Source organism: Thiobacillus sp., from assembly GCA_024235835.1.
In the GTDB taxonomy this organism is placed as follows: Bacteria; Pseudomonadota; Gammaproteobacteria; order Burkholderiales; family Thiobacillaceae; genus PFJX01.
On the sequence record JACKLQ010000001.1, the window covers coordinates 170,808 to 191,329 of the forward strand.

Here is a 20,522-nt window from a genome sequence, read left to right on the forward strand (position 1 = left end):
TCATGGGCCAGGAAATCACCCGCACAGGCTTTACCCAGGACGACTATCGGCGTTACCGGGCACAACTTGCCCGGGAGACCGATTATCTGGAGGAGGCGGCCAGGGACGGTGACCTGTGTGATGGCCGCTTCCTGGCGGGGTTCGAACTGGAAGCCTGGCTGCTGGACCACGCCGGCTTTCCCAGTCCCGTCAACGAACTTTTCCTTGGACGGCTGGCCGATCCCTGGGTGGTGCCGGAACTGTCCCGCTTCAACGTGGAACTGAACGGGCCTCCCTTGCACATGGGGCCCGGCGTCCTGAGGGCGCTGGAAACCTCACTGGACCGGACCTGGCGTCGTTGCCAGGAGGTGGCCCACGACATGGACACGGTGCTGGCCATGGTGGGCATCCCGCCCAACCTCCGTCCCACGGACCTGGGTCTGGAAAACATGTCCGCCATGAAGCGCTACAAGGTCCTGAACCAGGCGGTGCAGCGGGGGCGTGAAGGCGTTCCCATCCATATTCATATCGAAGGCGCGGAGCCACTGGAACTCCTGCGCCCCGATGTGATGCTGGAGGCGGCCACTACCTCCTTCCAGGTCCATCTCCAGGTGCCTTATGCCCAGGCAGGGCGTCATTACAACGCGGCCCTGATCTGTTGCGGCCCACTGCTGGCGGCCAGCGGCAACTCTCCACTCCTGTTCGGGCATCGCCTCTGGCAGGAAACCCGGATACCCCTGTTCGAGCAATCCGTGGAACTGGGGGGACATGGTGGCCTGGCCGACCCGACGATACGACGGGTGGGCTTCGGCCAGGGCTACGTGGCAGGCAGCATCCTGGAACTGTTCCGGGAAAACCTGGAACTGTTTCCCATCCTGTTGCCCATGCCCCAGGACGGTCCCCTGGAAGCCTACCCCCACCTGCGACTGCATAACGGCACCATCTGGCGCTGGGTCCGCCCCCTGGTGGGGGTCGACGCGGAGGCGGGATGTCATGTGCGCCTGGAACAGCGGGTCCTTCCCAGCGGCCCCAGCGTGGTGGACATGGTGGCCAACGCCGCCTTCCATTTCGGCCTCTGCCATGGACTGGCCCGTATGGACCCGCCGCCGGAAGCCATGCTGTCATTCCCGGACGCCAGGGCCAACTTCTATGGCGCGGCCCGTCATGGCCTGGAGGCAGACTTGCGATGGCTGGATGGGCGCCTGCACCCGGCGCGGCAGCTGATTCTGGAGGTCTGCCTGCCCTTGGCTCGGGCCGGGCTTGCGGCCCTCGGCCTGCCGGAGGACGAGTCCGGCCCCTATCTGGATGTGCTTGCCCGGAGAGTGGAGGGCGGCCAGACCGGCGCCCGCTGGCAATTGCGCGACCTGGAGCGGGAGCATGGCGACACGGGGCGCATGATGGCAAATTACCTGGAGAACCAACGCGCCGGCCTGCCGGTGCATGAGTGGGCGTGACGCTCCACGCCCCGCCAACGGATAGAAACCATGTTGACCGTCTACCATCGCCTGCCCGAAGGGCTGCTGCAACTGCCTGCCCATAACCTGCATGAAAGGCTGCCCGGCCCGACACTCATGCATTTGGAGGGGCGTCGGACCCAGCCCCTGTTCGTGTCGGTGCTGCTGCACGGCAACGAGGACACTGGCTGGCAGGCTGCCCAGCAGGTGTTGCGGAAATATGCAGGCACCGGCCTGCCCAGAGCCCTGTCCCTGTTCATCGGCAACCTGGATGCCGCCAGGCAGGGCGTGCGCCGGCTGGATGGCCAGTTGGACTACAACCGGATCTGGCCCGGGGCGCCCGAGGCCGATGGCCCGGAGTACCGCATGATGGGCCAGGTGGTGGACGACATGGCCCGGCGGGCCGTGTTCGCCAGCGTGGACATCCACAACAACACGGGCCTAAACCCCCACTATGCCTGCGTGAACACGCTGGACAATCGGTTCCTGCACCTGGCCACCCTGTTTTCCCGTACCGTTGTTTATTTCGTCCGCCCCCTGGGTGTCCAGTCCGCCGCCTTCGCCAGTTTGTGTCCCTCGGTGACGGTGGAGTGCGGCAAGGCCGGTTCCTCCGGCAGCGTGGAGCATGCCGCGGCATTCCTGGAGGCCTGCCTCAACCTGTCGGACTTTCCCCTTCATGTCGTGCCGCCCCAGGACCTGGACCTGTTTCATACCGTGGCCACGGTAAAAGTGCCGGAATCCTTGAGCTTCGGTTTCGGCGACCACGGCCTGGATATCGATTTCGTGCCCGATCTGGACTACCTGAATTTCCGCGAGCTGGAGCGGGGAGCCTTGTTCGCTCAGACCAGGCCCGGGGGCGAGGCCTGCCTGCTGGCCGTGGACGAGGATGGCCGGGACGTGGGTGCCCGCCTGTTCGATTGCGGCGGCGGCCAGATACGCCTTAGGAAGGCCCTCATGCCGGCCATGCTCACCCGGGACGAGCGAGTGATCCGCCAGGACTGCCTGTGCTACCTGATGGAGCGCCTGGCCTATGCGCCGAGTCCTACACGCACAAGTCAGCCCTGAAAGGCAAGTGCGTCCATGACACTTTTTTTGCGTCCCCGCTGTTTACCGCCCCGGGGCGAGTCCCTATAATGCGCGGCGTTCGGGGCGTAGCGCAGCCTGGTAGCGCACCTGCATGGGGTGCAGGGGGTCGGAAGTTCGAATCTTCTCGCCCCGACCACTTTTCTTCCTTTCCCCACCCAACGTATCTTGCGGCGAATGCGGATTCTGCTCAGCAATGACGACGGCTACTTCGCACCGGGATTAGCCGTCCTAGCCGCGACACTCAGCGAAAAAGGCCACGAGATCACCGTGGTGGCGCCCGAGCGCGACCGCAGCGGGGCCAGCAATTCCCTTACATTGGATCGTCCCCTCATGGTGCGGACCACCCCCGGTGGCTTCCACTACGTCAACGGCACCCCCACGGATTGCGTCCACCTTGCCGTCACCGGCCTGTTGCCGGCACTGCCAGACATGGTGATCTCCGGCATCAACCTGGGGGCCAACATGGGTGATGACACCGTCTATTCCGGTACCGTGGCTGCGGCCACGGAGGGCTTCCTGCTGGGTATCCCCTCGGTGGCCGTTTCCCTGGCCAACATCCAGGAGGAACATTTCCAGACGGCGGCAGACTTTGTCGCGGGCCTGGCCGAGCGTTTCGCAGCCAATCCCTTTCCCGAGCACGTGCTGCTGAACGTGAACGTGCCGGACCTGCCCGCGGATCGCATCCAGGGCGTGGAAGTGACCCGCCTGGGCAGGCGCCACAAGGCCCAGGACACGGTCAAGACCATCAATCCACGCAACCAGACCATGTACTGGGTGGGCGCCGCCGGCGCAGCCCAGGATGCGGGACCGGGCACGGACTTCAACGCCGTGGCCCGGGGCCGCATTTCCATCACCCCACTGCAGCTGGACCTGACCCGCTACAACCAGATGGGCGTGGTGGAGGACTGGCTACACAAATGATCGCCCAGGGCATCGGCATGACCTCCCAGCGGGCCAGGGCGCGCATGATCGAGCGCCTGAAGGGCCAGGGCATCAGCAACCCCAAGGTGCTGGCGGCCATGGCCGAGGTGCCCCGTCATCCATTCCTTGAGGAAGGCATCCAGCAACGGGCCTACGACGAGACACCCCTGCCCATCGGCCAGGGCCAGACCATCTCCAGCCCCTACACCGTGGCCCTGAGTTGTGAACTCATCACCCAGGACCGGCCGCTGGAGCGGGTGCTGGAGGTGGGCGGCGGCTGTGGCTACCAGGCTGCCGTGCTGTCCAAGCTGGCCAGGGAAGTCCTGAGCCTGGAGCGCATCGCCAAGCTCATAGGCAGGGCCCGACTGACCCTGCGGGAACTGCGCATCAACAACGTGCTCATGAAGAACGTGGACGGTACCGAGGGCTTCCCCGCGGCCGCGCCCTATGACGCCATCGTGGTGGCCGCCGCCATGCCGTATATCCCCGCAGCCCTGAAGCAACAACTCAAGCCGGGGGGCCGCCTGGTGGCCCCCGTGGGAGCCGGGGACAGCCAGAGGCTGTTCCTGGTGGAGGCCCTGCCCGAGGGCGGCTACAGCGAAAAAGAGCTGGAGGCAGTGAAGTTCGTGCCCTTGCTCTCCGGAGTCAGTTGAGAGATTTCCCGGCCCAGTTTCGGCGCATTGCGCCGGCCCTGCTGGGCCTTGTGCTGGCCCTGCATCTGGGCGGTTGCGGCAACACGCGCTATCCAGCACCCGTGTGGGACGGCGGGAAGAAGCCTCGCGTCGCCGCGAAGCCCGCGCTTGTGCCCGCGCCGCCTGGTCATTATCGCGTGGAGGCAGGGGACACCTTGTTCAAGATCGCTTTCGAAAACGGTCTGGATTTCGAGTCTCTGGCGGAATGGAACGGGTTGCCCGATCCCAACCAGATCCAGGCCGGGGCGCTGTTGCGCCTGACCCCGCCCAGGCCGGCGGTCACCACAAATCCCCTGCCCGTGCCGGCCAGGATGGAGACCCGCCCCCTGACGGCGGAGCCCACCCAGCCTGTGCAAACAACGCCCCTGAAGGAGGGGCCACCCGATAGCTGGGCCTGGCCCGTCAGGGGCGAGTTGCTGACCAGCTACGGTAATGGATTCAGCAAGGGCATCGATATCGCCGGGGGCCGGGGCCAGTTGGTCCAGGCTGCCGCGGAGGGGCGGGTGGCCTATGTGGGGTCCGGGTTGCGGGGGTATGGAAAACTCATCATCATCCGGCACGGAAAGACCCTCTTGTCCGCCTATGCCCATAATTTGCGCATCCTGGTGAAAGAGGGCCAGGATGTGGCCAAGGGCCAGATCATCAGCGAGATGGGCGACACAGACACAGATCGGGTTAAGCTGCATTTCGAGATACGGGAATACGGCAAGCCGGTGGACCCGCTGAATTATTTGCCGCGCCTTGGCCAACTCCCCGGCTGAGGGCCCGGCCTTGAAGAGAGAGCGATGCAGGACGAAGACAATCTCGAGCAGGAGACGGATCAGGGTCAGCCTGATGGCATCGAAGCCGATGACGGCAAGGAGGTCCATCATGCCGAGTCGGATTTCGAGTTCGACGAACTGCCCGACGTCACCCAGCTCTATCTCAACGAGATCGGCCGGGAAGGGCTGCTGACCCCCGACCAGGAACGGGAGCTGGCCACCCGGGTGCGGCAGGGTGATTTCGACGCCCGCCAGAAGATGATCGAGCACAACCTGCGCCTGGTTGTGAACATCGCCAAGCACTACGTCAATCGCGGCCTGTCACTGCTGGATCTCATCGAGGAAGGCAATCTGGGATTGATGCACGCCCTGGACAAGTTCGAGCCGGAGCGGGGCTTTCGCTTCTCCACCTATGCCACCTGGTGGATCCGCCAGAACATCGAGCGGGCCATCATGAACCAGTCCCGCACCATCCGTCTGCCGGTCCACATCATCAAGGAACTGAATATCTACCTGCGTGCCCAGCGTCACCTTGAGATGCACGGCGTGCCCGATGCCAGGCCCGAGGACATCGCCTCCCTTACCGGGCGGCCCCTGGAGGAAGTGCGGCGTGTCATGTCCCTGAACGAGCGGGTGGCGTCCCTGGACGCGCCCCTGGAGATCGATCCCTCCCTGTCCATCGGCGAGGCCATCGCCGACGAGCATTCCGAGCAGCCCGAGGACATGCTGCAGATGGCCGAGGTGGAGCAGTACGTGCGGGAGTGGCTGGATGAACTGCCGGAGCGGCATCGCTGGGTCATCGAGCGGCGCTTCGGCCTCAACAACCAGGACATCGCCACCCTGGAGGAACTGGCCGAGCATCTGGCCGTGACCCGGGAACGAGTAAGGCAAATACAACTGGAGGCCCTGCAGACCCTGCGCCGCATCCTGCGCCGCCGGGGCATGTCCAAGGAAGGCCTGCTCTGATGTCCGCGAGGCTGGACTGGGACGGCGTCGACACCGTCCTGCTGGACATGGACGGCACCCTGCTGGACCTGCACTACGACAACCACTTCTGGCAGGTCTACGTGCCCCAGAAGTTCGCCCAGCGCCATGGCCTGCCCTATGCCGAGGCCCATGACGAGTGCTTCCGTCGCTACAACGCCAAGGCCGGCACCCTGGCCTGGTATTGCGTGGACTATTGGACCCAGCAACTGGAACTGGACATCGTCCAGTTGAAGGAGGAGGTAGCCCACCTCATCGCCGTGCACCCGGATGTGCCGGAATTTCTCGATGCCGTTCGCGGCGCTGGCAAGCGCCTGGTGCTGGTGACCAACGCCCACCGCAAGAGCCTGAACCTCAAGATGGACCGCACCGGCCTGGATGTGCACTTCGACGCCATGCACGTGTCCCATGAGTACGGCATTGCCAAGGAAGACACCGCTTTCTGGGCGGCCCTGCGGGCCAGCGAACCCTATGTACCCGAACGCACCCTGCTGGTGGATGACAGCCTGCCGGTGCTGCGTTCCGCCCGGGCCTACGGCATTGCCCACCTGCGCGCCGTGCTGCGGCCTGACACGCGCCAGCCGGACAAGGACGTGGGCGAATTCGCCGCCATCAGACACTTCAAGGAAATACTGCCGTGATTTCGAATGTTACGAACCAGGATTTGGCTGGCCTGCGCCGCTGCTATCTGTTCTCTGGCATGGAGGATGACCAATTCAATGAAGTACTGGAACATGCCAGCACTGTGGAATTGCCCCAGGGCCACATCCTGTTCAATCAGGGAGATGCGGCCAACGCCTTCTACTGGGTGGCGGACGGCGTGATCCGCCTCTACCGGGCCTCTCCCCAGGGGGACGAGAAGGTGATCGAGCTGGCGGGGCCCAACCGCCTTTTCGCCGAGGCCGTGTTGTTCATGGGCGGGCAGTTCCCCGTGAATGCTGCCGCCCAGGTGCCTTCCCGCCTGGTGGCCTTCGACGGACGCACCTTCAAGGAGTGGCTCACCAAGGATGCCCGGCGGTGCTTCCTGCTCATGGCGGGCATGAGCTCCCGGCTGCACAAGATGGTAAACGAGATCGACCGCCTGACCCTGATGAAGGGCTCGGACCGGCTGCTGCAATACCTGCTTGACCATTCCGACCCGGACAATACGGGGCGCCAGAAGGTGGAATGGGAGGCTCCCAAGCAGGTCATCGCATCCCGCATCGGCGTCAAGCCGGAGACCCTGTCCCGCCTGTTGCACAAGCTCAGCGACCAGGGCTGCATCGAGGTGGTCGGCAATACCCTCTACATCAAGGACACCGCAAGCCTAATGCAGGGCAGCCTGGATTAATCGCCGATCAACAAGGCCGCCGCCACCCGGCGGCCTTCCCCCGCCAGGATGTTGTAGGTGCGGCAGGCCGCCGCGGTGTCCATGACCTCCACGCCGATGCGTGCGGCGATTAGGCCCCGGTAGAGGGCGGGCGGGGGGAAGCGCTGGCGCTGGCCGGTGCCCAGCAGCACGATTTCCGGCGCACGGATCACCACCACCTCGAAGTGCCGGGCAGTGAGTTCTGCCAGGCCTTCTGCCCAGTCCGTGACCACCTCGTCCGGCAACACGATGAGGCTGCGGTTGTGGGCCACGCCATTGACCAGGACGTGGTCCTCGCCATAACCGGTGATGATGTACTGTACGTCGTTGTGATCCAGGTGGAGTTTCATGGCTGAAGGGGTATCCGGGGCGGGAGGTTACGGCCGGATATGGGCGGTTTTCGGGTAAGATTGCCCCCTTTATACCCTGACGCCGCACTTCCATGCAGCCCATCCTCAAATCCGCCAAGCTCGCCAACGTGTGCTACGACATTCGTGGTCCGGTCATGGCTCGCGCCCGGCAGATGGAGGAAGAGGGCCACCGCATCATCAAGCTGAACATCGGCAACCCCGCCACTTTCGGCTTTGATGCCCCGGAAGAGATCGTCCAGGACGTGATCCACAACCTGCCCCTGGCGGCGGGCTATTCCGAGTCCAAGGGCGTGTTCGCGGCCCGCAAGGCCATCATGCACTACACCCAGGAGAAGCGGATCGCCGGGGTGCAGGTGGACGACATCTACATCGGCAACGGCGTGTCGGAACTCATCGTCCTCACCATGCAGGCCCTGCTGGACAACGGTGACGAGGTGCTGGTGCCGGCCCCCGACTATCCCCTGTGGACGGCGGCGGTGAGCCTGGGAGGCGGCACGCCCCGGCATTACATCTGCGACGAGGGCAGCGGCTGGCTTCCGGACCTGGATGACATCCGCGGGAAGGTCACGGCCAACACCCGCGCCATCGTTGTCATCAACCCCAACAATCCCACGGGCGCCCTCTATCCGAAAGAGATACTGGAAGGCATCGTGGAGATCGCCCGCCAGCACCAGCTCATCGTCTACGCCGACGAGATCTACGACAAGGTGCTCTACGACGATGCCGAACACACCTCCATCGCCTCCCTGGCGGACGACGTGCTGTTCGTGACCTTCAACGGCCTGTCCAAGAACTACCGCGCTTGCGGCTACCGGGCCGGCTGGGCCATCGTCTCCGGCGAGAAGAAGCACGCCAAGGACTACATCGAAGGCATGGACATCCTGGCCTCCATGCGCCTGTGCTCCAACGTGCCGGCCCAGTTCGGCATCCAGACCGCCCTGGGCGGTTACCAGAGCATCAACGAGCTGGTGGCCCCCGGCGGCCGCCTGCGCCGCCAGCGGGACCTGGCCTGGGAGCTTCTGACCCAGATGCCCGGCGTGAGCTGCGTGAAGCCCCAGGCGGCCATGTATCTGTTTCCCCGGCTGGATCCCAAGGTCTATCCCATCTCCAACGATCAGCAGTTCATCCTGGACCTGCTGCTGCAGGAAAAGGTCCTGGTGGTGCAGGGCTCCGGCTTCAACTGGCCCCACCCGGATCACATCCGCGTGGTGTTCCTGCCCTCCATGGATGACCTGCACGACGCTATGGGCCGCATTGCCCGCTTCCTGGAGCTTTACCGCAAGCGGCATGGAACCTGATTCAGCCGAGAGTCGAGAGTGGCCAGTCAAGAGCGACCCCACCCCAGACTCTCCACTCTCCACTCTCTACTTTCCATTAAGACCATGAAACCCATCAACGTAGGACTTCTCGGCATCGGCACCGTAGGGGGCGGCACCTGGACGGTGCTGACCCGCAACCAGGAAGAGATCACCCGCCGGGCAGGTCGGCCCATCCAGATCACCATGGTGGCGGACCGCAACCTGGAACGGGCCAGGGAACTCACTGGTGGCCGGGCCCAGGTGGTGGACGACGCCTTCGCCGTGGTGCGCAACCCGGACATGGACATCGTGGTGGAACTGATCGGCGGCTACACCGTGGCCAAGGACCTGGTCATGGAGGCCATCGCCCAGGGCAAGCACGTGGTCACCGCCAACAAGGCCCTGCTGGCCGTGCACGGCAACGAGATCTTCGCCGCCGCCCAGAACAAGGGCGTAATGGTGGCCTTCGAGGCTGCCGTGGCTGGGGGCATCCCCATCATCAAGGCCCTGCGGGAGGGCCTGTCCGCCAACCGCATCCAGTGGCTGGCCGGCATCATCAACGGCACCACCAACTTCATCCTGTCGGAGATGCGGGACAAGGGCTCGTCCTTCGACACGGTGCTCAAGGAAGCCCAGCAGCTGGGCTATGCCGAGGCGGACCCCACCTTCGACATCGAGGGCGTGGACGCGGCCCACAAGGCCACCCTAATGGCCTCGATCGCCTTTGGCATCCCGGTGCAGTTCGACAAGTGCCACATCGAGGGCATCAGCAAGCTGGAGGCCACGGACATCCGCTTTGCCGAGGAGCTGGGCTACCGCATCAAGCTGTTGGGCGTGGCCAAGCGCCGCGATACCGGGGTGGAACTGCGCGTGCATCCCACTCTGGTGCCGGAGAAGCGCCTCATCGCCAACGTGGAAGGTGCCATGAACGCCGTGCTGGTCTGGGGCGACGCCGTGGGCGCCACCCTTTACTACGGCAAGGGCGCGGGTGCGGAGCCCACCGCCAGCGCCGTCATCGCCGACCTGGTGGACGTGACCCGGCTGCATACCGCCGACCCCCATCATCGCGTACCCCACCTGGCCTTCCAGCCGGACCGCATGTCCGACCTTTCCATCCTGCCCATGGACGAGGTGGAGACGGCCTACTACCTGCGCATGCGGGCCCTGGACAAGCCGGGGGTGCTGGCGGAGGTGACGCGCATCCTGGCCGATCTCTCCATTTCCATCGACGCCATGATGCAGAAGGAGCCGGAGGAGGGTGAGGACCAGACCGACGTGGTGATCCTGACCCACGTGGCCAAGGAGAAGGACGTGAACGCAGCCATCCAGAAGATCGAGGCCCTGGACTGCATCCGCGGCCGGGTCACCCGCATCCGCATGGAAGAGCTCAAGGGTTGATCCTCAAGGGCTAAGCGTTAAGGAACCGAGCAAGGCATGAAGTACATCAGCACCCGGGGCCAGTCCCCCAAGCAATCCTTCCTGGAAATCCTGCTGGGCGGCCTGGCCCCCGACGGCGGCCTGTATCTGCCGGAGACCTATCCCCATTTCGGCGCCGAGGACCTGGCGGCCATGCGGGCCATGGACTACCGGCAGCTGGCCTTCGCCATTCTCTCCCGCCTGGCGGACGACATCCCCGCTGCGGACCTGAAGGCCCTCATCGACAAGACCTACACCACCGAGGTCTACAGCCACGGCCGCAGTGATTCGGATTTCAGCCAGATCACGCCGGTGCGCAAGCTGGAAGATGGCCTGTTCATCCTGGAGTTGTCCAACGGCCCCACCCTGGCCTTCAAGGACATGGCCATGCAGCTTCTGGGCAACCTGTTCGAGTACGCCCTGGACAAGGCCGGCCGGGACATCAACATCCTGGGCGCCACCTCCGGCGACACGGGTTCCGCCGCCGAGTACGCCATGCGGGGCAAGCACAACGTGCGGGTGTTCATGCTCTCGCCCGTGCACGGCATGACCCCCTTCCAGCAGGCCCAGATGTACTCCCTGCAGGACGCCAACATCTTCAACATCGCCGTGCGCGGCGTGTTCGACGAATGCCAGGACATCGTCAAGGCCGCCGCCAACGACCATGAATTCAAGAAGAAGTATCGTTTGGGGGCCGTGAACTCCATCAACTGGGCCCGCGTCGCCGCCCAGGTGATCTATTACTTCAAGGCCTACTTCGCCGTCACCAAGACCAATGAGGAGCAGGTGAGTTTCTCTGTGCCCTCGGGCAACTTCGGCAACGTCTGCGCCGGCCATATCGCCCGCATGATGGGCCTGCCCATCCACCAGCTCATCGTCGCCACAAACGAGAACGACGTGCTGGACGAGTTCTTCCGCACCGGCGTGTACAGGCCCCGCAAGTCGGCGGAAACCCTGCACACCTCCAGCCCCTCCATGGACATCTCCAAGGCCTCCAACTTCGAACGCTTCATCGCCGACCTCACGGGTCGGGACAGCGCCCGGGTGGAGGAACTATGGAGCGCTGTGGACAAGGGCGACAGCTTCGACCTCAAGCACGATGGCCTGTTCGACCAGGTGCCGGCCTTCGGGCTGGTGTCCGGCAAGAGCACCCATGCCGACCGCCTGGCCACCATTCGCATGTGCTGGGCCAAGTACGCCACGGTCATCGATACCCACACGGCCGATGGCCTGAAGGTGGGCCTGGAGCACCGTGAGCCAGGCATACCCCTGGTTTGCCTGGAGACGGCCCTGCCGGCCAAGTTCGAGGAGACCATCGTCGAGGCCCTGGGCCGCAAACCCGAGCGCCCCGCCGGCCTGGAAGACCTTGAAGGCCTGCCCCGCCGGGTTGAAGTGATGGATGCCGACGCCGAGGCCATCAAAGCCTTCATCGCCCGTCACGCCAACGATTGACGTGCGTTACTCCGGCACAGGTCGGGGAATAAAGAAACCCATGCGGCGTTTCCTGTTACCGATCCTTCTTCTGCTGGCCCTGGTATCCCTGGGGGCCCAGGCCCTGGGCTGGTTCGCGCCCCAGCCCCCAGACGAAATCAGCCTCGCCCAGCTGCCCCCGGAAGGACGCCAGACCCTGGCCCTCATCAAGCGGGGCGGACCTTTCCCCTACGGCAAGGACGGTAGCACCTTCGGCAACCGGGAAGGCCTGCTGCCCAGCCAGAGCCGGGGCTACTACCGGGAGTACACCGTGCCCACGCCGGGCGCGACCAACCGGGGTGCGCGCCGAATCGTGGCGGGTCGAGGGGGCGACTACTGGTACACCGCCGACCATTACCGCAGCTTCAGGCGGATTAGGGAATAGGCGCCAATAATCATGGGAATGAGCCTTTCCGTCGCCCGCATCCTTGCGGACTCGTCCCTCAACGACGTGTATCGCCTGGAAATCCCCTCCGACCTGCTGCCCACCCTGGATGGACGGGTTCTGGAGGGCAAGGCGGGGCTGCTGGCGGCCCTGGGCTGGGCCCTGGAGTTTCCGGGCTACTACGGCGCCAACTGGGATGCCCTGGAGGAGTGCCTGAATGACATGTCCTGGCGGGAGGGGCCCATTGCCTTGCACATCGACCACGCCGACGCCCTGGACCCGGAGTTGCTGCACAACCTCATGGATATCTACACGGACGCCGCCGACGCATGGCGTGACCAGGGAAGGCCATGCAGCCTGTTCCTGTCCGGCCTGAAGACCAGCGACCTTCCCCTGGCGGGTTAATGGCGGGGTAATGCCATCCCCATGCCGGCCTAATGCACCTCGTCGTTGCGGTGCCGGCGCCAGATGACGGTCATGGCCGCGCTTATGAACAGGCCGAACGCCACGATGACCCAATGGATGTGTACGCCGTGGCCCACCATGAAGGTGTAGGCCCCCAGCAGCACCAGGATGCCGATGTTCTCGTTGAAGTTCTGGATGGCGATGGAGTGGCCCGCGCCCATGAGCAGGTGGCCCCGGTGCTGGAGCAGGGCGTTCAGGGGCACCACGAAGTAGCCTGACAGGGCCCCCACCAGGAACATGATCATCATGGCGATGCGCCAGTCGGTCACCAGAATCATGGTGACGACGATGAGGCCCAGGGCGATGCCCGCCGGCAGCACCTTCACCGAGTCCTCCAGCTTCACCCACTTGCCCGCCACGGCCGCGCCCACCGCAATGCCCACGGCCACCATGGCCGTTAGCTGGGTGGCATGGGTCAGGTCGAAATTCAGGTTGAAGGCCGCCCAGGCCAGCACCACCAGGCGCAGGGTGGCGCCAACGCCCCAGAACAGGGTTGTCACGGCCAGGGAGACCTGGCCCAGAGGGTCTTTCCACAGCAGCTTGAAGGCGTGCCAGAAGTCGTGAATGAGGAATAGGGGATTCTTCTTTGGGACCTTGTGGTCGATGGGCAGTCGCGGGATGTACAGGTTGAACCAGGCAGCGGCCAGGTAGAGCAGCAGGATGATGGCGATGGCCGCGTCGGGCACCGACATCCAAGCCGGCGCGTTCCAGTCCACCAGCGTCTTGCCCATGAGGGCCGGACTGATGAGCAGGCCGCCGATGATGGCGCCGATGATGATGGCGGCCACCGTGGCGCCTTCCATCCAGCTGTTGGCCTTCACAAGCAGGGCGGGAGGAAGGAACTCGGTGAGGATGCCGTACTTGGCCGGGGAATAGGCTGCCGCCCCCAGGCCCACGATGGCATAGGCATAAAGAGGCTGCATGCCCAGCAGCATGGCCAGGCAGCCCACAATCTTGATGCCGTTGGAGATGAACATGACCCGGCCCTTGGGCAGGGCATCGGCGAAGGAACCCACGAAGGGCGCCAGGGCTATGTAGGAGATGACGAAGAACTGCTGCAACAGGGGCACGTGCCAGTCCGGCGCGGCCAGTTCCTGCAACAGGGCAATGGCGGCGAAGAGGAGAGCGTTGTCAGCCAGGGCGGAGAAGAACTGCGCGATGAGGATGACGTAGAAGCCGCGATTCATGGATCCGTGGGAGCGGTGTTTTTGTCCGGGTGGCCGAAGGCAGGAGGGTGGATTCTGCGCCCGGAATCAAGGAAAAAGCATGCGGCTCAAGGCGTGAATTTATTAGCCACGAAACAATAGGGAAATTTTATTGCGGTGGCTAGTATGGTTGTGACTGATAAGTAAATTATGATCCAATGACATAATTAATTTTTATCTTTGCATAAACGATATGGCCGATCGCAGGCTCCAGGTTTTCTACACGGTGGCGAAGCAGCTTTCCTTCACCAAGGCTGCTGAACTGCTGTTCATGACCCAGCCAGCGGTGACCTTCCAGGTGAAACAACTGGAAGAACATTTCAACACCAGGTTGTTCGAGCGGTCCCACGGCAAAATTTCCCTCACCCCCGCCGGTGAATTGGCCCTGGATTATGCCGAACGCATCCTGAACATGACCGGTGAAATGGAGGCCCGCATCTCCGAACTGACCGGCCAGGTGAGCGGTCCCCTGCTGATCGGCGCCTCCACCACCATTGCCGAATACATGCTGCCCCGCCTGCTGGGGGAGTTCAAGCGCCTGCACCCGGAAACCCAGGCAAGGCTCACGGTGGCCAACTCAGAGACCATCGAGAACAAGGTGGCGGACCACACCCTGGACCTGGGCCTCATCGAATCTCCCTCCCATCACCCCAACCTCATCACCCACGTTTGCTGCGAGGACGAACTGGTGATGATATGCGCCCCCTTCTCCAAGCTGGCCAAGTTGGAAATGGTGACCCCCAAGCTGGTGTCGGAACAGTCCTACATCACCCGGGAATCCGGCTCTGGCACCCGGGAATGCATAGACGATTTTTTCAAGCTCAACGGCGTCAATCTGGACGAGATCAACCTGTCCATGGAACTGGGCAGCCGCGAGGCCATCAAGGGTGCCGTGGCCGCCGGCCTGGGCGTGGCGGTGGTATCCAGCACCACGGTGGAAAAGGAAGTGAAGCTGGGCGAATTGGTGTCCGTGCCCATCGACCCCCCCCTTCGCCGCCAGTTGTCCCTGGTGTACCCCCAGGAAAAATTCCGCAGCAAGCTGCTCCAGGCCTTCCTGGAATTCCTGGAAAGCAGCCCCATGCTCAAGGACTACGCCCACAACCACTCATGACGCAGGAAGAACGCCGACTCCTCAAGGCCTTCCGCGATCTGCCGGCAGACCGGCAACAAGGGCTGCTGGACTACGCGGATTTCCTGGCCGAGCGTACCGCGCTCCAGGTGCCCGCCACGCCCCAGACCCCCCTGGACATTCCACGACCGGACAAGGAAAGCGTGGTGAAGGCCATCAAACGCCTGCGCCAGACCTATCCCATGATTGACCGGGCCAAAATTCTGCACGAAACATCCGCCTTCATGACCCAGCACCTGGTGCACGGCAAGCCCGCCCAAGAGGTCATCGACGAACTGGAAGGCCTTTTCCGGCGTCACTACGAAGAGCATTTGATGGCCCGGGACGTCGCCCCGTAGGAAGGAAATGACGGACAATGATGGGGCTGATTTCTGGGCGCCCTCTGTCCGTGCATCGCCAAGCCAGCCCCCTGGGGGGCAATCAAGCAAGGGGCGGCCCATCGTTTTCTATAGAGGTAGAGATATGACCAATGCCGACCAGGCCGAACTGGACAAGTTCAGCCAACTCGCCCACCGCTGGTGGGACCCCAACTCCGAATTCAAGCCCCTGCATGAAATCAACCCCCTGCGCCTGGATTGGGTGGACGGCCTGTGCGGCGGCGTGGCCGGCAAGCGCGTGGTGGACGTGGGCTGCGGCGGTGGCATCCTGGCCGAGAGCATGGCCATGAAGGGTGCTGCGGTCACCGGCATCGACCTCTCCGAGAAGGCCCTCAAGGTGGCCAGGCTGCACCAGTTGGAGACCGGCGCCCAGGTGGACTACCGCCACATCGCCGCCGAGGCCCTGGCCGAAGAGCAGCCCGAAGCCTTCGACGTGGTGACCTGCATGGAGATGCTGGAGCACGTGCCGGACCCCGTCTCCATCCTGGCCGCCTGCCGCGCCATGGTGAAGCCCGGCGGCTGGGTCTTCCTCTCCACCCTGAACCGCAACCCCAAGAGCTACCTGTTCGCCATCGTCGGAGCGGAATACGTGCTCAACATGCTGCCCAAGGGCACCCATGACTGGGCAAAGTTCATCAAGCCCCACGAACTGGCTTCATTCGCCCGGCAGTCAGGCCTGGAGCCGGTGGAACTCATGGGCATGACCTACAACCCCTTCAGCAAGGTCTATCGGCTGGAGCGGGACACTGACGTGAACTACCTGCTGGCCTGCCGGCGTGGTTGACGGCGGCGCTGTCCGCGCCGTCCTCTTCGACCTGGACGGCACCCTGGTGGATACCGCACCGGACCTTATCCACACCCTCAACGAGATGCGCCGCCGCCGGGGCCTGGCGAACATGGACCACGCCCCCCTGCGGGCCCAGGCTTCCCACGGCACCCAGGGCCTCCTGCGCCTGGGCTTCGGCATCGGCCACGACCACCCGGAGTTCCAGGACCTGCGCGCCGAGTTCCTGGATATCTATATCGAACATCTCACGGCGCGTTCCGACCTGTTCCCAGGGATGGAAGAGGTGCTGGACGGCCTGGAAGCGCGCGGCATCTCCTGGGCCGTGGTGACCAACAAGCCCGCCTTCCTCACCGAGCCGCTACTACGCGGCTTGGGCCTCTTGGAACGGGCTGCCAGTGTGGTGTCCGGCGACACCTGCGCCCACCCCAAGCCCCACCCGGAGCCTGTCCTGCATGCCTGCCGCCGCATGGGCGCCTCCCCTGGCCGTTGTTTGTACGTGGGCGACGCCGCCCGGGACGTGGAAGCCGCCACCGCCGCAGGCATGCCCACCCTGGTGGCCCTCTATGGCTACCTGGGCGGGGACGACCATCCCGAGACCTGGGGTGCGGCCGGCTTCATCCAGTCGCCCCTGGGCCTCATGGACTGGCTGGATGGCTCCCCAGATAAATTATTTGCTGGGGGATTGAACCAATTGCCGGTAGCATCCATCTGAGCTTTACCTCATTTGGGGCCGACCTGGCTTCGACGTGGGTTGCAAAGCAGTGAAGGGCATACCGAGGACCAGTCACCTCGTAAATCCATCTGGAAATCTATAGTCGCCAACGACGAAACTTACGCTCTGGCCGCTTGACGGCCGGACTCCTCACCGGCAGGCCCGTGGGCCGGGCTGGGCAACCAGCTGAGGAGTCATTTACACGGGATCGCGCTGATTCGGGTCACTTGATTCAGCGTTAAATTAAGGTGACTCGCCTAGACCCAGCCTGTTCGGCCGGCGGGGTCCGGGTTAAAACCAAATGACCGGACTAAGTATGTAGATCTTGCTGTAGAGGACTTGCGGACGCGGGTTCGATTCCCGCCGGCTCCACCAATATATAAAGGTCAACCGTTCTCGGTTGGCCTTTTTTCTTGCGCGCTCGCGCGTGTTTGCGGGGACTCCTGCGGATTCCTGCGGACTTCCTTCCCTGGTCGTCTTGGCCACCTCGGGCCGCATTCCGCTCTCTCCGCGCCGTTTTTCTCTCCGGCCTCGCTCCCCTTTGAGGCACCGAAGTCCGCAAAGGCCGTCTGCGGCTCCCATGAATATCAACAGGTTACATGCTGACCGTTCAAGCGGTTGGATGACGGCATCGCCCAGCCGGAGGAAACAGCTTGCCCTTACGCATTTCGAAGGATCACCACTTCCCCTCGCTGACCCGGGTCGAATCTGTACCGAGTTGGACGACCTTTGTCGGTTTTACCGCCTCGTTCTCCTTCAGCGGCTGCTCGCCAAGCTTCACGCCTTTGGCGGCAACGCTGTCCATTCCGGCAAGCTTCTGCGCACCGGCCAACGCGCTGATCTTGTCGTCGTAGTACTCGAACCACGGTAGCCCGGCCTTCGTATAATCGGAAGCTGTGGGCGCCTCCCCAGGCACGGCCTTCCCGGTCGCGGCCTCCCATTGCGCACTATTGAGGATGTGAATAAAGCATCGGCTGGACAGGCTCAGGTCCCAGGCATCGTAGCCGTACTCATCTTCATAGATCTCTTGGCGCATCAGCCCCCCGGGCGCAAGGCCCATTGATGCTGATTCACAGGGTTCGGCAAGGCTGTAGCAGATGTTGTCTTCGAACACGCGAGCGCGCTCCTTGAGCATTGCTTCATAGCGATCCCGCTTCATCGGGTACACGATGATCTGGATCCCACCGTGCTCTGCTGCCCCTGAGATCTGCTCCTCGGCCGTGTAGCCGCACCCAAGTGGCATCGCGACGAATTGTTAATCAGCGTGCAAATCTGACCAGGCAACCGGGGTAAACAGCGTGCAAATTTGACCACCCTGGTTGAGTCAAGATGCCGCCCTTTTGGCGGAGCAACCTGGAGTGATCAGCATGGAGAGTTTGTTGAAGCTGCGGCGAAAAGCCCTGGTCAAGGGGGAACCGATCAGCCGCATCGCCCGCGACCTGAACCTGTCGCGCAATACCGTCAAGAAGTACCTCAAGGCCGAGATGGAGCCGGTCTACCAGAGAAGTCACCAACCCTGCCCCAAGCTGGGCAAGTACCGTCAGCAACTGGAGACCTGGCTGGAACAGGACGGCCAACGCCCCAAGGGGCAACGGCGCACTGCCCGGCGGCTGTACGAAGATCTTCAGCGGGAGGGCTATGCCGGCGCCTACGACAGCGTGCAGCGCTTCGTGAAGCACTGGAAGGGCAAAGCCCCCACCCCCGCCTGCGACGCCTATGTGCCCCTGAGCTTCCCCCCCGGGCGAGACCTGCCAGTTCGACTGGAGTCATGAGCAGGTGGAACTGGGCGGCGTGGTGCAGACCGTCAAGCTCGCCCACTTCCGCCTGGCCCACAGCCGCCAGACGTTCCTGGCGGCCTACCCCCGGGAAACCCAGGAGATGGTCTTTGACGCCCACAACCGGGCCTTCGCCTTCTTCGGAGGCGTACCCGAGCGGATGGTCTACGACAACCCCAAGACCATCGTCCAGGCCATCCACACCGGTAAGGCGCGCCAGTTCAACCGCCGCTTCCTGGCCCTGGCCAACCACTACCTGTTTGAGCCCGTGGCCTGTACTCCCGCTTCAGGTTGGGGCGAGGCAGGGTTTCGCAAAGCATGCTTTGCGCTGCCGCAGCCGGCCCGGTATGCAGACCGGGCCGTGGGGCGCGGAGCGAGGGGCAAGTGGAGAACCAGGTGGGCAACGTCCGGGAATGGCTGTTCACCCCCCGACCATCCTTTGCTGACTTCAGCGCACTCAACGCCTGGCTGGAAGTCCGCTGCCGGGAATTGGCCAAGCGTCCCCACCCCGAGCAGAAGGACCGCCCCATCGCCGAGGTGTTCACCGAGGAACAGGCCCGGCTGCGCCCCATCGCCGCCCCCTTCGACGGCTACTTCGAGCAACCCTGCCGGGTGTCCAGCACCTGCCTGGTGAGCTACGACCGCAACCGCTACAGCGTCCCGGCGGAGTTTGCCGGCCAACGGGTGTCCCTGCGCGCCTGGGCGGATCGAATCGGGGTGGTGGCCGAAGGCCGTCTCATCGCCGAGCATGTCCGCAACTTCGGGCGGGAACGGTTGATCCTCGACCCCTGGCATTACCTGCCGGTGCTGGAACGCAAACCTGGGGCCCTGCGCCATGGCGCCCCCTTCCAGGGTTGGAAGCTGCCCGCGCCCATCTTCGCGGTGAAGGAACGCCTGCTGAAACAGCCCCAGGGCGACCGGGCCTTCGTGGAGGTGCTCTTGGCCCTGCGGGAACACGGCTCCGAGATCCTGACCGTGGCCTGTGATCTGGCCCTGGAACACCGTACCGTCACGGCGCCGGTCATTCTCAACCACGTGGCCCGCCTGGTGGCGCCGCCGCCGCCCCTCTCCACTGTGGTGACCGCCCTGATGCTCAAGGAAGCCCCCGCAGCCAACTGTGCCCGCTACGATGCCCTGCGCGGGAGGTCTCCATGCTGACCGAGTCCATCCAGTCCCTGAAGGCCATGCACCTCTATGGCATGGCCACCGCACTGGCGGAACTGGAGGCCGAGCGGTCCCGCATCCCCCCCAGTCCGGAGGTCTGGCTCAAACGCCTGATCGAGGCCGAGCAGGTGGATCGCCAGACCCGTTCCCTGCGTTATCAGTTGCGGGTGGCCAAGTTCCCCATGCACCGGGACTTCGCTACCTTCAATTGGCAGGAGTCCAGCCTCGACCAGGCCCAGGTTCAGCAACTGGCCACCGGGGCGTTCATGGCAGCGGCCCATAACCTGATCCTGGTGGGCGGGACCGGCACCGGCAAGACCCATGTGGCCATCGCCCTGGGGGTGGCGGCCATCCATGCCGGCAAGCGGGTGCGCTTCTTCAATGCGGTGGACCTGGTGAACCAGTTGGAGCGGGAGAAGGCCCAGGGCCGGGCGGGCGCCCTGGCCCGGCATCTTGCCCAGATGGATGCCGTGATTCTGGATGAACTGGGATATCTGCCGTTCCCGGCAGCGGGTGGGGCTTTGCTGTTCCACCTCATCAGCCAGCTCTATGAACGCACCAGCCTGATCGTCACCACCAACCTGGCCTTCGCGGAATGGGTCCAGGTCTTCGGGGACGCGAAGATGACCACCGCGCTCCTGGACAGGCTCACCCACCACTGCGACATCCTCGAAACCGGTAACGATTCCTTCCGTTTCAAGCACCGCAATCAGCCACGCTGACCCTGGTCAAAATTCAACGCT

General features: G+C 64.0%; 21 protein-coding genes, 1 tRNA gene, 1 other RNA gene and 1 pseudogene. 21 read left to right on the plus strand and 3 right to left on the minus strand.

The features are described from left to right. Window positions 1–2 precede the first annotated feature (2 nt). The 9 genes from H6935_00865 to H6935_00905 all read left to right on the plus strand — a co-directional run bounded on the left by H6935_00865 (window position 3) and on the right by H6935_00905 (window position 7,207). On the plus strand, window positions 3–1,433 hold the full coding sequence (locus H6935_00865; protein ID MCP5276901.1) for a glutamate--cysteine ligase: 1,431 nt from the start codon (window positions 3–5) through the stop codon (window positions 1,431–1,433). 30 nt (window positions 1,434–1,463) lie between these two features. Beyond that, window positions 1,464–2,498: a succinylglutamate desuccinylase/aspartoacylase family protein gene (locus H6935_00870; protein MCP5276902.1), complete on the plus strand. Its 1,035-nt coding sequence runs from the start codon at window positions 1,464–1,466 to the stop codon at window positions 2,496–2,498. 80 nt (window positions 2,499–2,578) lie between these two features. Beyond that, window positions 2,579–2,655, plus strand: a tRNA-Pro gene (locus H6935_00875). Between the two features lie 38 nt (window positions 2,656–2,693). Further along, window positions 2,694–3,440 carry a 5'/3'-nucleotidase SurE gene (surE, locus tag H6935_00880; protein MCP5276903.1) on the plus strand — a complete coding sequence of 249 codons (747 nt, stop codon included), beginning with the start codon at window positions 2,694–2,696 and terminating at the stop codon, window positions 3,438–3,440. After that, window positions 3,437–4,093: a protein-L-isoaspartate(D-aspartate) O-methyltransferase gene (locus H6935_00885; GenBank protein ID MCP5276904.1), complete on the plus strand. Its 657-nt coding sequence runs from the start codon at window positions 3,437–3,439 to the stop codon at window positions 4,091–4,093. Before surE ends, H6935_00885 begins: the two co-directional genes overlap by 4 nt. Next, complete coding sequence (locus tag H6935_00890; GenBank protein MCP5276905.1) at window positions 4,090–4,893, plus strand: peptidoglycan DD-metalloendopeptidase family protein; 804 nt, start codon at window positions 4,090–4,092, stop codon at window positions 4,891–4,893. Before H6935_00885 ends, H6935_00890 begins: the two co-directional genes overlap by 4 nt. A gap of 24 nt (window positions 4,894–4,917) precedes the next feature. Further along, on the plus strand, window positions 4,918–5,859 hold the full coding sequence (gene rpoS, locus H6935_00895; GenBank protein ID MCP5276906.1) for an RNA polymerase sigma factor RpoS: 942 nt from the start codon (window positions 4,918–4,920) through the stop codon (window positions 5,857–5,859). Further along, window positions 5,859–6,518, plus strand: coding sequence for a GMP/IMP nucleotidase (gene yrfG, locus H6935_00900; protein MCP5276907.1), 660 nt, complete (start codon window positions 5,859–5,861; stop codon window positions 6,516–6,518). Before rpoS ends, yrfG begins: the two co-directional genes overlap by 1 nt. Next, entirely contained in the window at window positions 6,515–7,207 is a 693-nt protein-coding gene (locus H6935_00905) for a Crp/Fnr family transcriptional regulator (GenBank protein ID MCP5276908.1), read from the plus strand. The genes yrfG and H6935_00905 overlap by 4 nt, the downstream gene beginning before the upstream one ends. On the opposite strand, the gene H6935_00910 is transcribed toward H6935_00905, so the two are convergent. Further along, window positions 7,204–7,575, minus strand: coding sequence for an Mth938-like domain-containing protein (locus tag H6935_00910; protein MCP5276909.1), 372 nt, complete (start codon window positions 7,573–7,575; stop codon window positions 7,204–7,206). The genes H6935_00905 and H6935_00910 overlap by 4 nt on opposite strands. A 92-nt stretch (window positions 7,576–7,667) precedes the next feature. Here H6935_00910 and H6935_00915 point away from each other — a divergent pair, with 92 nt between their 5' ends. The 5 genes from H6935_00915 (at window position 7,668) to H6935_00935 (ending at window position 12,570) form a co-directional block, all read left to right on the plus strand. Beyond that, window positions 7,668–8,894 (plus strand): pyridoxal phosphate-dependent aminotransferase, encoded by a 1,227-nt coding sequence (locus H6935_00915; protein MCP5276910.1) that lies wholly within the window; start codon window positions 7,668–7,670, stop codon window positions 8,892–8,894. Window positions 8,895–8,978: 84 nt separating this feature from the next. Next, window positions 8,979–10,292: a homoserine dehydrogenase gene (locus H6935_00920; protein MCP5276911.1), complete on the plus strand. Its 1,314-nt coding sequence runs from the start codon at window positions 8,979–8,981 to the stop codon at window positions 10,290–10,292. A gap of 36 nt (window positions 10,293–10,328) precedes the next feature. Next, window positions 10,329–11,762 (plus strand): threonine synthase, encoded by a 1,434-nt coding sequence (locus H6935_00925; protein ID MCP5276912.1) that lies wholly within the window; start codon window positions 10,329–10,331, stop codon window positions 11,760–11,762. Between the two features lie 40 nt (window positions 11,763–11,802). Next, window positions 11,803–12,165: a ribonuclease gene (locus H6935_00930; protein MCP5276913.1), complete on the plus strand. Its 363-nt coding sequence runs from the start codon at window positions 11,803–11,805 to the stop codon at window positions 12,163–12,165. 18 nt (window positions 12,166–12,183) lie between these two features. After that, entirely contained in the window at window positions 12,184–12,570 is a 387-nt protein-coding gene (locus H6935_00935; GenBank protein ID MCP5276914.1) for a barstar family protein, read from the plus strand. Between the two features lie 29 nt (window positions 12,571–12,599). Here the strand turns inward: H6935_00935 and lplT are convergent, their stop codons facing one another. Then, a complete protein-coding gene (lplT, locus tag H6935_00940; protein ID MCP5276915.1) occupies window positions 12,600–13,817 on the minus strand; it encodes a lysophospholipid transporter LplT in 1,218 nt (405 codons plus the stop codon). A 211-nt stretch (window positions 13,818–14,028) separates the two neighbouring features. Between lplT and H6935_00945 the strand changes: the two genes are divergently transcribed. The 5 genes from H6935_00945 to ssrA all read left to right on the plus strand — a co-directional run bounded on the left by H6935_00945 (window position 14,029) and on the right by ssrA (window position 17,215). Next, window positions 14,029–14,946, plus strand: coding sequence for a LysR family transcriptional regulator (locus H6935_00945; protein MCP5276916.1), 918 nt, complete (start codon window positions 14,029–14,031; stop codon window positions 14,944–14,946). Continuing rightward, window positions 14,943–15,302, plus strand: a complete 360-nt coding sequence (locus tag H6935_00950; protein ID MCP5276917.1) for a hypothetical protein — start codon at window positions 14,943–14,945, stop codon at window positions 15,300–15,302. Before H6935_00945 ends, H6935_00950 begins: the two co-directional genes overlap by 4 nt. Window positions 15,303–15,426: 124 nt before the next feature. Next, entirely contained in the window at window positions 15,427–16,125 is a 699-nt protein-coding gene (gene ubiG, locus H6935_00955) for a bifunctional 2-polyprenyl-6-hydroxyphenol methylase/3-demethylubiquinol 3-O-methyltransferase UbiG (protein ID MCP5276918.1), read from the plus strand. After that, window positions 16,118–16,840, plus strand: coding sequence for an HAD-IA family hydrolase (locus tag H6935_00960; GenBank protein MCP5276919.1), 723 nt, complete (start codon window positions 16,118–16,120; stop codon window positions 16,838–16,840). The genes ubiG and H6935_00960 overlap by 8 nt, the downstream gene beginning before the upstream one ends. A gap of 14 nt (window positions 16,841–16,854) precedes the next feature. Then, window positions 16,855–17,215: a transfer-messenger RNA gene (ssrA, locus tag H6935_00965) on the plus strand. A 301-nt stretch (window positions 17,216–17,516) separates the two neighbouring features. Here ssrA and H6935_00970 read toward each other — a convergent pair. Further along, window positions 17,517–18,008 (minus strand): hypothetical protein, encoded by a 492-nt coding sequence (locus tag H6935_00970; protein MCP5276920.1) that lies wholly within the window; start codon window positions 18,006–18,008, stop codon window positions 17,517–17,519. 190 nt (window positions 18,009–18,198) lie between these two features. Between H6935_00970 and H6935_00975 the strand changes: the two are divergent. Continuing rightward, window positions 18,199–19,773 (plus strand): annotated as a pseudogene (locus H6935_00975) (IS21 family transposase). Next, window positions 19,767–20,501 carry an ATP-binding protein gene (locus H6935_00980; protein MCP5276921.1) on the plus strand — a complete coding sequence of 245 codons (735 nt, stop codon included), beginning with the start codon at window positions 19,767–19,769 and terminating at the stop codon, window positions 20,499–20,501. The pseudogene H6935_00975 and the gene H6935_00980 overlap by 7 nt, the downstream one beginning before the upstream one ends. The last annotated feature ends 21 nt before the right edge of the window (window positions 20,502–20,522 follow it).

Coding starts and splice junctions, on each gene's coding strand:
- H6935_00865 (MCP5276901.1), top strand. CDS start 3: ATGGGCCAGGAAATCACCCGCACAGGCTTTACCCAGGACGACTATCGG.
- H6935_00870 (MCP5276902.1), top strand. CDS start 1,464: ATGTTGACCGTCTACCATCGCCTGCCCGAAGGGCTGCTGCAACTGCCT.
- surE (MCP5276903.1), top strand. CDS start 2,694: ATGCGGATTCTGCTCAGCAATGACGACGGCTACTTCGCACCGGGATTA.
- H6935_00885 (MCP5276904.1), top strand. CDS start 3,437: ATGATCGCCCAGGGCATCGGCATGACCTCCCAGCGGGCCAGGGCGCGC.
- rpoS (MCP5276906.1), top strand. CDS start 4,918: ATGCAGGACGAAGACAATCTCGAGCAGGAGACGGATCAGGGTCAGCCT.
- yrfG (MCP5276907.1), top strand. CDS start 5,859: ATGTCCGCGAGGCTGGACTGGGACGGCGTCGACACCGTCCTGCTGGAC.
- H6935_00910 (MCP5276909.1), bottom strand. CDS start 7,575: ATGAAACTCCACCTGGATCACAACGACGTACAGTACATCATCACCGGT.
- H6935_00915 (MCP5276910.1), top strand. CDS start 7,668: ATGCAGCCCATCCTCAAATCCGCCAAGCTCGCCAACGTGTGCTACGAC.
- H6935_00920 (MCP5276911.1), top strand. CDS start 8,979: ATGAAACCCATCAACGTAGGACTTCTCGGCATCGGCACCGTAGGGGGC.
- H6935_00925 (MCP5276912.1), top strand. CDS start 10,329: ATGAAGTACATCAGCACCCGGGGCCAGTCCCCCAAGCAATCCTTCCTG.
- H6935_00930 (MCP5276913.1), top strand. CDS start 11,803: ATGCGGCGTTTCCTGTTACCGATCCTTCTTCTGCTGGCCCTGGTATCC.
- H6935_00935 (MCP5276914.1), top strand. CDS start 12,184: ATGAGCCTTTCCGTCGCCCGCATCCTTGCGGACTCGTCCCTCAACGAC.
- lplT (MCP5276915.1), bottom strand. CDS start 13,817: ATGAATCGCGGCTTCTACGTCATCCTCATCGCGCAGTTCTTCTCCGCC.
- H6935_00945 (MCP5276916.1), top strand. CDS start 14,029: ATGGCCGATCGCAGGCTCCAGGTTTTCTACACGGTGGCGAAGCAGCTT.
- H6935_00950 (MCP5276917.1), top strand. CDS start 14,943: ATGACGCAGGAAGAACGCCGACTCCTCAAGGCCTTCCGCGATCTGCCG.
- ubiG (MCP5276918.1), top strand. CDS start 15,427: ATGACCAATGCCGACCAGGCCGAACTGGACAAGTTCAGCCAACTCGCC.
- H6935_00980 (MCP5276921.1), top strand. CDS start 19,767: ATGCTGACCGAGTCCATCCAGTCCCTGAAGGCCATGCACCTCTATGGC.